14 protein-coding genes are annotated in these 14001 nt (G+C 71.2%); 12 read left to right on the plus strand and 2 right to left on the minus strand.

The genetic code is table 11. The features are described 5' to 3' along the window. Window positions 1-105: 105 nt before the first annotated feature. The 3 genes from F6W97_RS07200 to F6W97_RS07210 all read left to right on the plus strand — a co-directional run bounded on the left by F6W97_RS07200 (window position 106) and on the right by F6W97_RS07210 (window position 3672). Complete coding sequence (locus F6W97_RS07200; RefSeq protein WP_155369578.1) at window positions 106-1398, plus strand: hemolysin family protein; 1293 nt, start codon at window positions 106-108, stop codon at window positions 1396-1398. Next, on the plus strand, window positions 1391-2401 hold the full coding sequence (locus F6W97_RS07205; protein WP_155369319.1) for a hemolysin family protein: 1011 nt from the start codon (window positions 1391-1393) through the stop codon (window positions 2399-2401). Before F6W97_RS07200 ends, F6W97_RS07205 begins: the two co-directional genes overlap by 8 nt. Window positions 2402-2679: 278 nt before the next feature. Continuing rightward, window positions 2680-3672, plus strand: coding sequence for a C40 family peptidase (locus F6W97_RS07210; protein ID WP_155369320.1), 993 nt, complete (start codon window positions 2680-2682; stop codon window positions 3670-3672). Window positions 3673-3735: 63 nt separating this feature from the next. Here the strand turns inward: F6W97_RS07210 and F6W97_RS07215 are convergent, their stop codons facing one another. Beyond that, window positions 3736-5715: an N-acetylmuramoyl-L-alanine amidase gene (locus F6W97_RS07215; protein WP_155369321.1), complete on the minus strand. Its 1980-nt coding sequence runs from the start codon at window positions 5713-5715 to the stop codon at window positions 3736-3738. A gap of 183 nt (window positions 5716-5898) precedes the next feature. On the opposite strand from F6W97_RS07215, the gene F6W97_RS07220 reads away from it, so the two are divergent. Beyond that, the gene (locus F6W97_RS07220) at window positions 5899-6732 is read left to right on the plus strand and encodes a LamG-like jellyroll fold domain-containing protein (protein WP_155369322.1); all 834 of its coding nucleotides are present in this window, start codon (window positions 5899-5901) and stop codon (window positions 6730-6732) included. Window positions 6733-6869: 137 nt separating this feature from the next. Continuing rightward, complete coding sequence (locus tag F6W97_RS07225) at window positions 6870-7811, plus strand: C40 family peptidase (RefSeq protein ID WP_155369323.1); 942 nt, start codon at window positions 6870-6872, stop codon at window positions 7809-7811. 160 nt (window positions 7812-7971) lie between these two features. Here the strand turns inward: F6W97_RS07225 and F6W97_RS07230 are convergent, their stop codons facing one another. Then, a complete protein-coding gene (locus F6W97_RS07230) occupies window positions 7972-8649 on the minus strand; it encodes an NUDIX hydrolase (RefSeq protein ID WP_155369324.1) in 678 nt (225 codons plus the stop codon). A gap of 96 nt (window positions 8650-8745) precedes the next feature. Here F6W97_RS07230 and F6W97_RS07235 point away from each other — a divergent pair, with 96 nt between their 5' ends. The 7 genes from F6W97_RS07235 to F6W97_RS07265 all read left to right on the plus strand — a co-directional run bounded on the left by F6W97_RS07235 (window position 8746) and on the right by F6W97_RS07265 (window position 13942). After that, entirely contained in the window at window positions 8746-9783 is a 1038-nt protein-coding gene (locus F6W97_RS07235) for an SPFH domain-containing protein (RefSeq protein WP_155369325.1), read from the plus strand. Window positions 9784-9803: 20 nt separating this feature from the next. Next, window positions 9804-10706, plus strand: a complete 903-nt coding sequence (locus tag F6W97_RS07240) for a diacylglycerol kinase catalytic domain-containing protein (protein WP_155369326.1) — start codon at window positions 9804-9806, stop codon at window positions 10704-10706. A 183-nt stretch (window positions 10707-10889) separates the two neighbouring features. Further along, complete coding sequence (locus tag F6W97_RS07245) at window positions 10890-11519, plus strand: TetR/AcrR family transcriptional regulator (RefSeq protein ID WP_155369327.1); 630 nt, start codon at window positions 10890-10892, stop codon at window positions 11517-11519. A gap of 10 nt (window positions 11520-11529) precedes the next feature. Continuing rightward, entirely contained in the window at window positions 11530-11967 is a 438-nt protein-coding gene (locus F6W97_RS07250; RefSeq protein WP_155369328.1) for an acyl-CoA thioesterase, read from the plus strand. Window positions 11968-12021: 54 nt separating this feature from the next. After that, window positions 12022-12903, plus strand: a complete 882-nt coding sequence (locus tag F6W97_RS07255; RefSeq protein ID WP_230686469.1) for a polysaccharide deacetylase family protein — start codon at window positions 12022-12024, stop codon at window positions 12901-12903. 73 nt (window positions 12904-12976) lie between these two features. After that, window positions 12977-13318 carry a hypothetical protein gene (locus F6W97_RS07260; RefSeq protein ID WP_155369329.1) on the plus strand — a complete coding sequence of 114 codons (342 nt, stop codon included), beginning with the start codon at window positions 12977-12979 and terminating at the stop codon, window positions 13316-13318. 114 nt (window positions 13319-13432) lie between these two features. Then, the gene (locus tag F6W97_RS07265) at window positions 13433-13942 is read left to right on the plus strand and encodes a hypothetical protein (protein ID WP_155369330.1); all 510 of its coding nucleotides are present in this window, start codon (window positions 13433-13435) and stop codon (window positions 13940-13942) included. Window positions 13943-14001: the final 59 nt, after the last annotated feature.

Genomic DNA, 14001 nt, shown 5'->3' on the forward strand with positions numbered 1-14001 from the left:
GGCAGGTGTGCGGGGGTCGGCGCGCCCGCGGGGGTGGGTGGGGTGCGAGGTTCTGGCAGAATCGGGCGCTGAGGTGATCTCGTCATCGACGCGTTGTCGGCAATCCTGCCCATTTTGTTCTTCGTGCTGCTCACGGTCGGCACCGCGTTCTTCGTGGCGGCCGAGTTCGCGCTGGTCACGGTCGACCGGGCCGAGATCGACACCCGGGCCGACCGGGGCGAGCGCCCGGCCCGCACGGTGCGCCGGGCCCTGCGGGAGCTGTCCTTCCAGCTCTCCGGGGCGCAACTGGGCATCACGCTGACCGCACTGCTCACCGGTTACCTGGCCGAGCCCGCGCTGCGGCCGCTCGTCGAGCCGCTGGGCGTGTCCGCCGGGCTCAGCCACGTGATCTCGCTGGGCATCGCGACCCTGTTCTCCATGCTCTTCGGCGAGCTGGTGCCGAAGAACGCGGCGCTGTCCCGACCGATGCCGGTGGCACTGCGTACGGCGGGACCGATGCGGGTCTTCTCGCGCATGTTCAAGCCGCTGATCTTCACGCTGAACGGCACCGCCAACTGGCTGGTCCGCCGGATGGGCATCGAGCCGCAGGAGGAGCTGGCCAGCGCCCGCTCGCCCGAGGAGCTGGGCCTGCTGGCCGCCATCTCGGCGCAGGCCGGCGCGCTGCCCTCCGACACCGCCCTGCTGCTGCAGCGCACGGTGCGCTTCGGCGACAAGCACGCGGCCGAGGCGATGACACCCCGCATCGACGTGGTGGGCCTGGCCGGCTCGGCCACGGTCGCGGAGCTGTTCGAGGCCGCGCGGGAGACCGGGCACAGCCGCTTCCCGGTGTACGAGCAGACGCTGGACACCGTCACCGGTGTGGTCTCGGTCAACGACGCGCTCGCGGTGCCCCCGGCCCGCCGCTCGCTGACCACGGTCGCCGCGGTGGCTCGCGAACCCGTGCTCGTGCCGGGCTCGCTCGACCTGGACAAGGTCGTCGCCGCGCTGCGGGCGGGCCGCTCCGACTTCGCCATCGTCGTCGACGAGTACGGCGGCACCGACGGTGTGGTCACCATCGAGGACCTGGTCGAGGAGCTGGTCGGCGAGATCGCCGACGAGCACGACACCGCCGAGGAGGAGGAGTCGGGCTCGATCGAGGTGACCGTCCCCGGCGGTGTGCGCACCTGGCTGGTCGACGGCATGCTGCGCGAGGACGAGCTGGACGAGCAGACCGGGTTCCGGCTGCCCGAGGGGCCGTACGAGACGCTGGCCGGATACCTGATGGCGGAGCTGGGCCGGATCCCGGTGGTGGGCGACGCCCTGGTCGCCAACGACTGGGAGTTCACCGTGGTGGAGATGGACCGGCACCGGGTGGAGCAGGTGCGGCTGGTCCGGCTGGCGGGCGACGACGATGACTGAACTGCTGATCACCGCGGCGCTGCTGCTGGGCAACGCGTTCTTCGTCGGCGCCGAGTTCGCGCTGATCGCCTCCCGGCGTACCGTCATCGAGCCGAAGGCGCAGACCTCGCGCCCGGCGGCCTGGGCGCTGTCGGCGATGAACCAGATCCCGTTGATGATCGCGGGCGCGCAGCTGGGCATCACGCTGTGCTCGCTGGCGCTGGGCGCGATCGCGGAGCCGGCGCTGGCCCATTTCATCGAGCCGGCGTTCCATGCCCTCGGCCTGCCCGAGAACCTGCGGCACCCGATCGCGTTCGTGATCGCCCTGCTCATCGTGGTGTTCCTGCACACCGTGATCGGCGAGATGGTGCCGAAGAACATCACGCTGGCCGGGCCCGAGGGCAGCGTGCTCTGGCTGGGGCCGCCGATGCTGGCGTTCTGCATCGCCACCAAGCCGCTGCTGGTGGCGATGAAGTGGGCGTCGCGCAAGGTGCTGCGGCTGTGGCGGGTCGAGGCCGCGGACGCGGTCAAGACCGTCTTCACGGCCGAGGAGCTGGCCGGTCTCGTCCAGCAGGCGCACACCGAGGGTCTGCTGGACCCGGAGCAGCACGCCCGGATCGCGGGCGCGCTGGCGCTGCACCAGCGCACCGCCGGGGACGCGCTGCGGCCTTGGTCGTCGGTCACCATCGTCACCGACGACACCTCCCCGGCGACGCTGGAGGTGCTGGCCACCCGCACCGGCCGGTCCCGGTTCCCGGTGGTGGCCCGCGGGACCCGGCGGGTGCTGGGCTTCGTGCACATCAAGGACGTGCTGGGGCTGGAGGGCGCCAGCCGCCGTGAGCCGATCCCGGGCACCCTGATCCGGCCGCTGGCGATCGTGCCGCCGGACCGGTCGCTGGCCGAGCTGCTGCTGTCGATGCGCCGCGAGCGCCGGCACATCGTGCTGGTGAGCGAGGGCCAGCTGCCGGTGGGTGTGGTGACGCTGGACGATGTGCTCAACGCCATCATGGCCCCGGCGGCCTGACGCGGTCCTGACCGAGCGTGACCGCGGCGACGCCCGCGCAGGTCAGGGCCTCCGCCGTCAGCTCCGCAGGCCGGGAATCGTGGGGCACGCTGAGTGACATCAGGGCAGCTCAGCGAAGTTGTCTCCGTTCTGGCTTGAAACCAGCTCACCTTCTTTTCTAGGGTTGGTCACCGTCTGGTGCGTACGCCGGGTTGTGACCCCTCGCGACCCCGCCCCGGACACCGCGCCCGGGTTCACCCCCTGCTTCACCGGTCGCGGTCGGCGGAAAAGGAGCTCCGGTGACCCCCCTCCGTACCGCGTCGCGCTCGCTCACCCGAGCGCTTGTGCTGGTCGCAGCCATGCTCGTCGGCGTCGCGCCGGCGCTGCCCGCGCACGCCGAGCCGTCGATCAGTGAGATCGAGGCCGAGATCAGCAAGACGTGGGAGAAGCTCGAGCCGCTGATCGAGGACTACAACAAGGTCCACAGCGAGCTGAAGAAGCTGCAGAAGAAGGCGGCCACGCTCGACGCCAAGCTCCAGCCGCTGCGGGTGACCGTCGAGGTGACCCGGACCCGGGTCGGCGTCATCGCCTCGGAGTACTACAAGGGCGGCCGCAGCACCGAGGTCAACGCGCTGCTGGGCAGCGGTTCGCCCAAGCAGTTCGCGGACCAGCTCATGATCCTCCAGCAGATCGCGCACGGTAAGCAGGAGCAGATCTCCGCGACCGCGGAGGCGAAGGCCAAGTTCGACGTCGAGAAGGAGTCCCTCGACAAGGCCATCGCCGAGCAGAAGGTCAAGGACGAGGACATGGCCAAGAAGAAGAAGGTCATCGAGGCGGAGATGGCCAACCTGCAGAAGCTGCGGACGAAGGCCTACGGCTCGGGCGGCTCCGGTGGCGCGCTGAAGATCGGTGCGGCCTGCCCGGCGCAGATGGGCTCGGGCAAGGGCCAGACCGCCGCCTCGTGGGCCTGCAAGCAGATCAGCAAGCCGTACGTGTGGGGCGCCGCCGGCCCGAGCAGCTTCGACTGCTCCGGCCTGACCCAGTGGGCGTACGGCAAGGCGGGCGTCAGCCTCACCCACTACACCAAGGACCAGTGGGGCGAGACGACGAAGGTGTCCACGCCTCAGGTCGGTGACCTGGTCTTCTTCTACGGCGACCTGCACCACGTCGGCATGTACGTCGGCACGGTCGGCGGCCGCCGGGTGATGGTGCATGCGCCGCACACCGGTGACGTGGTCCGGATGCAGTACATCGACGTCATGCCGGTCGCCGGCTACCGCCGGGCCTACTGACCCCCAACGCTTAAGAAGAAGGGCTCCCCGCGACCGCGGGGAGCCCTTCTTCCGTGGTACCGGTCAGAAGGACACGGCCGGCTTCAGCACCACGTCGGCCCGCAGCACGTACCCGATGCGCTGGCCGAACTGGATCTGCACGTACTGCTGCTCGCCCCGGATGACGGTGCGGTCGCCGGGACCCGACCCGTCGAACGTGGCGGCGCGGTAGTACTCCCCGGCCAGCACCGGCCCGGCCGCGTAACGCTGACCAGCCGCGATCGTGTACTGCGCCAGCGGGCTGACCGCCTGCACCGGCACGCCGGCCGGGTAGGCCGCCGCCTCCGGGTAGGCCCGCCCGAACACCGGGATGCTCGCCAGGCCCGGCTTCGGCTCGACGACGAACCCGACGTTCCACAGCGGTCCCGCGTCGGCGTTGCGGAACCAGGCCTTCTGGCCGAGGTACCAGATCGCCGTCCACTCGCCGGAGCGCTCGGCCACGGCGTACGTCTGGCCCGCCGAGGCGCGGGCGCAGTGGTCGCTGACCACCATGGTGCTCGCCTTCGTGCCGCACCGGCCCGGGTCGCGGACCAGCGGGGCGGTCAGGTCGGGCGCGGTGCGCAGGATGACCGACGAGCTGGACCGCAGCGGGCACGGGTTGCTCGCCGCACCGGTGCACCCGGTGAACGCGGGCTTGTTGGTGGCGTAGTCCGGGTTCAGGGTGACCAGCCCGGCGTGGCCCGCCAGCGGCTCCGGCAGCCCGCGGAACGGGGCCTTGAGCAGGTCGAAGTAGTGCGACCAGTCCCAGTACGGGCCCGGGTCCCAGTGCATGCCGGCGACCGTGGAGGTGATGGTGCCGGGCACGTTGTCGTGGCCGATGATGTGCTTGCGGTCCAGCGGGATGCCCAGCCGCAGCGCCAGGTGCCGCACCAGCTTCGCCGAGGTGCGGTAGAGCGCCTCGGTGTACCAGGCGCCGTTCGCCGCGAAGCCCTCGTGCTCCAGGCCGATGGACTTGGCGTTGACGTACCAGTTGCCCGCGTGCCAGCCGACGTCCTTGGCCTTCACGTGCTGGGCGACGTGCCCGTCGACCGAGCGCAGCGAGTAGTGCCAGCTGACGTACGTCGGGTCGGCGACCAGCTTCAGGGTCGTCGCCCAGCTGGCCTCGGTGTCGTGGATGACGATGTACTCGATGCGCTGCTGCTGCGGCCGGTTGCCCAGGTCGTGGTTGCCGTAGTCGCCGTCGCCGAACGCCTCGTACGGGGCGGGCAGCGACTCGCACGAGATGTCGATCGGGCACTCGATGCCGTCGGGGCGGGCCAGCTTGCGCAGGCCGAGCCGGATCAGCCAGTCCTTGATCGGGGTGACCGACCGGGCGCTCAGGGTGAGCGCGTGGCCCTCGTCGGTGGTGCGGGCGACGCCGTCGCGCAGCGTCGCGTACACCTCGTCGGCGAACGCCGCCGCCGCCTGCTCGCTGTCCGCGCCGGAGTAGCGGGCGACCGCGCCGTACCAGGCGGCCGGGTCGGTGTCCGCGCCCTTCGGCGCGCCGAGCGCCTCCTGGTACGAGGCCAGCAGCGCGGCGCCGCCGAGGATGTTCGCGACCGGGTCGGCACGCAGCGTCTCGGCGGACAGGCCGGTCAGCTCCGCCGCGGCCGGCAGGGTGTGCAGCGCCGCCTCGGCCGGAGCCGGGGCGTCGACGGGGTGGCCGGCCGCTTTGGGGCGGCTGTCGTCGCCGCGGGCGTCCTCGGCGGGCGCGGGGTCACCCGCGGTCTCCGGAGCGGCGGCCGGGGCGAGCGCGGCCACGTAGGCCGCGTCGGTGAGGTGCATCGGGCCGTAGCCGCCCGAGGTGCTGGGCGCGCCCGCGTTGGCATCCCAGCGGGACTCCAGATAGGAGACGCCCAGCAGCACGTCCACGGGTACGCCGTACTCCTGGGCGGCGGCCTGGTAGTCGGCCTGCCGGGTGGGTGGTGATTCGGCCTGGGCGGCCACCGGCGTTACGCCGGCGCCGAGCCCCAGACCCACCGCGGTGAGCAGCGCCAACCGGCGCAGGGGGATTCGGGGTGACACGTACGGCTCCCTTCGACTGTCCGATGCGGTCACCCTGCCTTCGGCCGTACGGTTAGTCAATAGTTACCGCTATCAGTTGCAGACATGAAACTATTCTTCAGAAGTGGCATGGGCCGTTCCGGCAGGTGCGACGGCTGTTCACCGGGTATCCGGGGCGTGCGGAGCTCTGGTAAACATGTGCGAATGGGAATCAAGCGGTGGCCCGCGATCATTGCCGGACTCGTCCTGCTGGCGGTGGTCGGCACGGTCCTGGTGGTGTGGCTGAGCGGTGACGAGCCCGAGGCTCCCAGCGCGACCCCGTCGCCGTCCGCCTCCGCGGCCCCGAGCCCCAGCGCCGCGGCCCCGAGCCCGTCCGCCCCGGTCATCGGCGAAGGCGTGGTGTTCGACTTCAAGAACGGCCTGGAGCAGGCCCGCGTGGTCGGCTCGGATGCCGGCACCCTCGCGGTGCGCGAGGAGAGCCAGACCGGCGGCGACGTCTCGCTCGTGCCGCGCGACGGCGACTTCGCGGTGCGCTTCCCCGGCCCGTGCGCGAGCAAGGACGACAAGCAGTGCCCCCGCGCGATCCTCGACGCCGGCGCGAGCCCGGCGCTCAACCCCGGCCTGCGCGCGTTCCGCTGGGGCGCGGCCGTGCTGATGGCCCCGGAGGAGACGAGCAAGGGCGCCAACGTGCTGCAGAAGGGCTACTCGCAGTTCGGCACGCAGTTCAAGCTGCAGGTCGACGGGGTCAAGGGCATCCCCTCCTGCGTCGTGGCCGGTCCGCAGAACGGCAAGAACGTCATCAACGTGGCGCAGGCCACGAAGGGTGTCGCCGACGGCAGCTGGCACACCGTCGAGTGCTCCCGCGACGGCGCCGTGCTGCGCATCTCCGTGGACGGGGTGCCGCAGGGCGAGGCCACCATCCCCGCTGACCTGGCCATCTCCAACGACGCCCCGCTGCGTATCGGCGGCAAGGGCGTCGCCCCGAACAACGACCAGTTCCACGGCACGCTCGACGACCTGTTCGTCGCGATCGGATAGAGCCCCAGGTGACACGCGACGGCATCGACGGAATTGCGTTCTTGTAACGGTCTTGCCTAACGTGAATCCCCGTGTGTAGCCATAATCGGCCCCACGACGCGGGGCTCCCCAGCGCACCACGCATACGGCGCGGCCTCATGACGGTCGCCGTCGTCCTTCTCGCCCTGCTCGCGCCCGCCGCGCAGGCCCAAGCCGGCCCGACCCCTGCCGAGATCGAGAAACAGATCGACGAGCAGTGGGACAAGCTGGAACCGGTCATCGAAGAGCACAACGCCACCAAGTCGAAGCTGGCCAAGCAGCGCAAGAAGGCCGACGAGCTGGCCGCCCAGCTCGCGCCCCTGGAGCAGCAGGTGTCCGTCACCCGCGCCCGCATCGGCGTGCTGGCCGACCAGCTCTACCGCGGTGGCACCCTGGCCCAGGTCAACGCGTTCCTGCGCAGCGGTGACGCCACCGCCATGGCCGAGCGGCTGGTCGTGCTCGACCAGCTGGCGCACGACAAGAAGGCGCGCATCGCCGACACCATGACGGCGAAGGCCTCGTTGGACGCCGTGAAACAGCCGCTGGACGAGACCATCGCGCAGCTGGCCAAGACGGAGGCTGAGCAGGGGACGCGGACCAAGGCCATCGAGGCGGAGATCGCCAAGCTGAACAAGCTGCGGCTGCAGGCGTACGGTTCCGGCTCCGGCATCGGCAAGCTCGCGCCCGTGCCCTGCCCGACGACGTATCCCGGTGGCGCCGCCGGTAAGGCGGTCCAGTTCGCCTGCCGCCAGATCGGCAAGATGTACGGCTGGGGCACCGACGGCCCGTCGACCTTCGACTGCTCGGGCCTGACCAAGGCCGCCTGGGCGCAGGCCGGCGTCTCCCTGCCGCACAACGCCAGATCCCAGCGCGCCGCCGTCAAGTCGGTCACCCGCGCCAACCTCAAACCCGGCGACCTGGTCTTCTACTACAACGACCTGCACCACGTAGGCATGTACGCCGGCAACGGCTGGATCGTCCACGCCTCCCAGACCGGAAAACCCATCGCCATGCGCCGCATGGACGCCGCCCCCATCCACAGCTTCGGCCGCCCCGCCTGACCCCGGGCCCGGCCTGAACCCGGGCCCGCCTGACCCCGCCCCCGGGCCTCCGGCCCGACCCCCACCCCGGCGCAACTTTTAAAGAGTCGCGGCTTCGGACACCCTCCGAGGCCGCGACTCTTTAAAAGTTGCGGCAGGGGAGTCGCGGGCGCGGGAGGGGTCAGGGGGTGGGGCGGAGCATGGGCGGGTGGAGGAGGCGGGCGGGGCCGCGGCGGAAGAGCTGGGCCGGGCGGCCGCGTTCGGCGGCGATGCTGCGGCCTACGGGTTCCACGAAGCCGGGGGTGCCGGTCACCTTGCGGTGGAAGTTGCGGGGATCGAGCCGCGCGCCCCAGACCGTCTCGTAGACCTCGCGCAGTTCGGTGATGGTGAACTCGGGCGGGCAGAAAGCCGTCGCCAGCGGGGAGTACTCCAGCTTCGCGCGGGCGCGCTCGACGCCGTCGGCCAGGATGCGCGCGTGGTCGAAGGCCAGGTCTGCGACGGGCAGCGCCGCCCAGGCCGCGCCCTCCGCGTCGCTGCCCGCGACCGGGGCGGGCAGGTGCGGCAGCAGTGCCAGATACGCCACGGTCACCACCCGGCCGCGCGGATCCCGGCCGGGTGCGCCGTAGCTGGCCAGCTGTTCGAGGTGGCCCACCGGCGCGGTCAGCCCGGTCTCCTCCCGCAGTTCGCGTACCGCGGCCGCGTCGAGGTCCTCGTCGGGCAGCACGAAGCCGCCGGGCAGCGCCCAGACCCCCCGGTAGGGCTCGATGCCCCGCCGCACCAGCAGCACCCGCAACTCGTTGTCCTGCACCGTCAGCACCACCAGGTCAGCTGTGACGAAGCACGCGGGAAAGTCGGCCATCTGATTTATCACCACCTTGACGAGAATGTATCACGGAGCTTATCGTCATCTTGACGAAAAAGGGACCGGGGAATCCTCCGAAGGAGAACGATCACGATGGCTGACGTGTCCAAGCGCTTCTTCATGCGCCACCTGCGCAGCACGCCGACGAACTGGGTGCGCCACAGCGTGCGCGGCCAGGCCAAGCGGGAAGGCGTCGGCCTGGCCTTCTGGTACCGGCCGCTGACCGCCGTGCTCAGCGAGGTGCCGGTCGACGACCGCGAACTGCCCCTGCTGTTCCACGCCCGCACCAGCGACTTCACCGACGTCACCGTGCAGGCCACGGTGACCTACCGGGTAGCCGACCCGGCCGTCGCGGTCGGCCGGCTCGACTTCTCGATCGACCCGTACCTCGGCAAGGCCCGCGCCCGCCCGCTGGACCAGATCGCGACCCTGCTCGCCGAGCTCGCCCAGCAGCCCGCGCTCGACCTGCTCACCAAGCTCCCGCTGGCCCAGGCGCTGACCGAGGTCGCCGCGGTCCGCGAGGCGGTGTCGGTCGCGCTGGGCAACGAGCCGCGCCTGTCCGACCTGGGCGTGCAGGTGGTCAGCGCCCGCGTGGTGGCGATCCGGCCCGAGCCGGAGCTGGAGCGCGCCCTGCAGACCCCGACCCGGGAGGCGGTGCAGGTCGAAGCCGACCGGGCCACCTTCGCCCGCCGAGCCCAGGCCGTCGAGCAGGAGCGCGGCATCGCCGAGAACGAGCTCCAGAACAAGATCGAGCTGGCCCGGCGCGAGCAGCAGCTGGTCGAGCAGAACGGTGCCAACACCCGCCGCAAGGCCGAGCTGGTCGCTTCCGCGCAGCTCGTCGAGGCACAGGGCCGTGCCGAGCGCGAGAAGCTGCTCAACGCCGCCGAGGCGGAGAAGGAGCAGCTCCTGGCCGAGGCCAAGGCCGCCGGTGTCCGGGCCCTCGGCGTGGCCCAGGGCGAGGCGGAGGCGGCCAAGCTCGCGGCATACCGGGACCTGCGCCCCGAGGTGCTGCAGGGCCTGGCGCTGCGCGAGCTGGCCGGTCAGCTGCCCGAGATCGGCCAGCTCACGGTCACTCCCGATGTCATCACGGGCCTGCTGTCGCGCTTCGGCGCGGGCTCGTCGGACCGCTGAGCGAGCAGCGAGGAGGAGTCATGAGCGCGACGCTGGCCCCGCGGGTGGTCGTGGTGTCCCGGCGCAGCGAGCTCGACGAGCTGCTGGGCCGGCACGGCACGCGCGCCGCCGCGGCGTACTTCCTGAGGGAACGGGGGAGGGAGATCGCCGAGGTGGAGGCGCGCCACGCCGCGCAGGAGGCGGCGCTGTCGACGGTCAGCGCCGCCGTGCCGGCGGATTGGCGGCGCGGGCAGGTGCACCGCGACGACCTGTCCCGCTTCCTGTTCGCCGCCGAGGACATCGTGGTCACCGTCGGGCAGGACGGCCTGGTCGCGAACGTGGCGAAGTACCTGGCCGGGCAGCCGGTGCTCGGCGTGAACCCCGAGCCCGACCGCAACCCCGGGGTGCTCGCCCGGTTCGCCGCCCGCGACCTGGCGGACCTGCTGCCCGCCGTGCTCGCGGGCCGCGCCGCCACCCAGTCGCGCGCGATGGCGGTCGCCACTCTCGACGACGGCCAGCAGCTTGCCGGCCTCAACGAGATCTACGTGGGCCACCAGACCCACCAGTCGTCCCGCTACGTCATCACCACGCCGCAGGGCGAGCAGGAACGGCACTCGTCGTCAGGGGTGCTGGTGGGCACAGGCACCGGCGCCACCGGCTGGTGCGCCTCGGTCGCCCTGATGCGCAACCTCGCGAACACGCTGCCCGGCCAGGACGCCGCCGACCTGTGCTGGTTCGTCCGCGAGGCGTGGCCCTCGCCGGCCACCGGTGCGAAACTCACCGCCGGCCGCATCGGCGCAGGCCAGCGCCTCACCCTGACCAGCGAGAGCGAGCGCCTCGTCGCCTTCGCCGACGGCGTCGAATCCGACCACCTCGTGCTGGCCTGGGGCCAGCGCATCACCATCGCCACCGGCACCCGCCACCTCAACCTCGTCACCCCCTGAACCGAGGAAGGGCATCGTCAGCTCGCGTCGGCGAGACGAGCAGCAGCTCGATCCCTCGCTTTGCGATGCGGAAGATGCCCTTCCCGTCGGCTCGGTGGTGCTGAGCTGCGGCGACAGGCGCGATCTCGTGAGGCGCCTCACAAAACCGTACGACCGATCGGTCTTTTTTATACCCTGGCACCCATGACCGGAACAGACGGCCGGCTGGCCCGCGGCGAGCGCACCCGCACCGCGGTGCTCGACGCCGCCGTGGCGCTGGCCAGCGAGGCAGGGCTTGACGGGCTGTCCCTGGGCCAGCTCGCCGACCGCCTGCACGTCAGCAAGTCCGGGCTCTTCGCGCACTGGTCCTCCAAGGAGGAGCTGCAGCTCGCCGCGATCGAGCACGCCCGCGACCAGTGGGCCCGCCGCGTCGTCGGCCCGGCCCTCGACGTACCCCGCGGGGTGCGCCGCCTGTTCGCGCTGCACGAGTCCCGCCTGGCCTTCTACAGCGAGCGAGTGCTCCCCGGCGGCTGCTTCTTCGCCAACGCCGAGTTCGAGTCCACCGGCCGCACCGGGGCAGTGCCCGACCGGCTCGCCGTCGTCCTCGGCGAGTGGATCACGCTGCTGGAGCGCCTGGTCACCGAGGCCGTCGAGCTGGGCGAGCTGCCCGCGGACACGGTACCCCAGCGGCTGGCCTTCGAGGTCGACGCGGCCGGGGTCGCGGCGCTGCTGCACTCACGCCTGCTGGCGCGCAGCCTCGACGACGCCCGCCAAGCCGTGCTCGCCCGCCTGCGCGGCCTCGCCACCGACCCCGACCTGCTCCCGCACCACTGAAAGGCCCCAGATGACCACCGCCACGCTCGACGCCACCACCGGCACGGTCCGCCGGGCCGTCGTACACATCGACGACCTCGACATCGTCGGCATCATGCACAACGCCCGCTACGCCCTGATCCTGGAACGGGCCATGTCGGAGTTCTGGGCCGAGCACGGCTACGGCTTCCGTGACGGGGCGCCGAGCAGCCCCGACATGATCGCCGCGGTACGCGAGTTCGCCATCACCTACCACGCGCCGGTACGCGGCACCGGCCCGATCAAGGTCCAGTTCTGGCTGGACAGCATGGGCGAGACCAGCGCCGTGTACGGCTTCCGGTTCCTGTCCGAGGACGGCACGACGGTCTTCGCCGACGGCCGCCGCGTCATGGTGAAGATGGACCGCACCGGCCGCCCCGCACCGTGGACCGAGCAGGGTCGCAAGATCGCCGGCCGGCTGCTGCGCTGAGAAGGTTTCGGGTTAGGGCGACAGGGGAGGCGCTCCACCTGCCATCATTGCCGCGTGCGTCTCCCCTCCGCCGTGCCCGCCCTGTGCGCCGTGGCCGCCGTCCTGCTGGCCGCGTGCGGGGCGGAGGCGGACGAGCCGACCTTCGTGGCACCCCCGCCCACCAGCAGCGCCGCCGCACCGTCCCCGGCTGCGCCGTCGCCCACGCCTAGCGTCACCGCGTCGCCGAGCGCCGCCCCGGGCCGCCCCGGCCAGACCAAGGCCGGGCTGCTGCCGCCGGTGGTCGACCACGGCCCGCGCACCGGCGACCTGGTCGCGCTCACCTTCGACGCGGACATGACCGACCGCATGCTGGCCCAGCTCAAGAACGGCAACGTCAAGTCGTACGCCAACGTCCGGATCATCGAGATGCTGGAGCGCGACAAGATCCCGGCCACCTTCTTCCTGACCGGCAAGTGGGTGCAGCGCTACCCGGAGCTGACCGAACGCCTCGCCCGTAATCCGCGCTTCGAGCTGGCCAACCACACCTTCGGCCACCAGGCGTTCACCGCCGACTGCTACGACCTGCCGCGCATCCCCTCGGCCGCGATGACCGAGGACGTCGCGAAGACCTTCAAAATCATCGAACGGTACGGCGGACGCCAGACCCGCTACTTCCGCTTCCCCGGCCTGTGCCACGACCGGGCCGCACTGCGCGCGATGGCCTCGCTGGGCCTGACCGTCGTCGACGGCGACGTCGTCAGCGGCGACCCGTTCGCCACCGACTGGCGGCCGATCGTCAACGCGGTGCTCAAGAAGGTCAAGCCCGGCTCCGTGATCATCCTGCACGTCACCGAGGCCAACGCCCGCTTCACCGACGAGGCCCTGCCGCACATCCTCAAAGGGCTGGCCGAGCGCGGCCTCAAGCCCGCGACGCTGTCCGAGGTGCTGGCAGGCTGAACCGGGCGAAGGAACGTCCCAGGCCGGCGGCCGCTGCCCCCACGAATCGGGCCGGATGTCATAGCCTCGCCGCATGGGGGCGGCCAGATGGGTGCGACGGAGTTCAGGTGTCCTGGTCGGACTGTCTCCGGCAGCGCTGGTGTACCTGCTGAGCCGGTCCGACTTCGGCAACTGCGCACAGGCGTGGTACCTCACCGCCGCTTTCCTGGGCGTGGTTCCCTGGTCCATCGTGTTCCTGGGCAGCCTGTCCACGCTCTTCGAAACCGACGCGCCGGAGTCACGTGACTTCGCGGTCGGCGGGCTCGTCGGGGCGCTCGTCCTGGCGGCCGTGTTCGTCACCGGCTTCGCCACCGACTCCGTCCCGCTGGGCATACGCACCACGGCGCACTGCCACAGCGGCGCGACCCTGGACTAGTGAGCGGGCACCAGGCCCGGCGGCAGCCCGGGTCAGGGGCGGAGGAGCCCAGGCAGTCAGCCTGTACCGTGTCGGCACTCGCCCGATCATGATGAGGACTGAGGTGCAGGACAAGTGTCCGCGATAGCAAGTTTCTACGTCCTCGACCGCGCGCACATCGCCAGGCTGGTGGCCGCGGCCGAACTCGCCGCCGCACTTGATGCGAGACCGGATGTCACGTTCGAGGATGTGGCCGACGGTGACTACGAGCTGCCGGGGGACACGCTGCGCACAGTCGGCCGAGAGCTCGGGGATGACTACGGCTGGTCGGGTTACTGCATGCTGTACCTGCTGACGTACCTCAGCGACCGGGGTGTTGACCTGTTCGAATCCGAGTACGGGACCGAGAGCGACGTCATCAACTCCTCGTACAACCTGACGGTGCTGATGACGTCGACGCACAAGGTGCACCTACCGCAGTTGGATCCCGCCGTGCACAGCGATCAGGAGCTGCTTCAGCACTTCGAAGAGATGGGCTACGGGTTCGAGGAAGCCGGCACAGCCGCGCGCGAGGGCCTGGAGATTCTGCGGGATCAGATAGCCGCGCTCGGGGATCACGAGGCCTTCGTGCTGCACGTCGGCTGACCGGTCTGGCGGGGAGACGTGATCGTGAGGAATAGAGAAGCCTGGTCAGGACTCGTGTC

This window comes from Catellatospora vulcania (assembly GCF_009720385.1).
Classification (GTDB): domain Bacteria; phylum Actinomycetota; class Actinomycetes; order Mycobacteriales; family Micromonosporaceae; genus Catellatospora; species Catellatospora vulcania.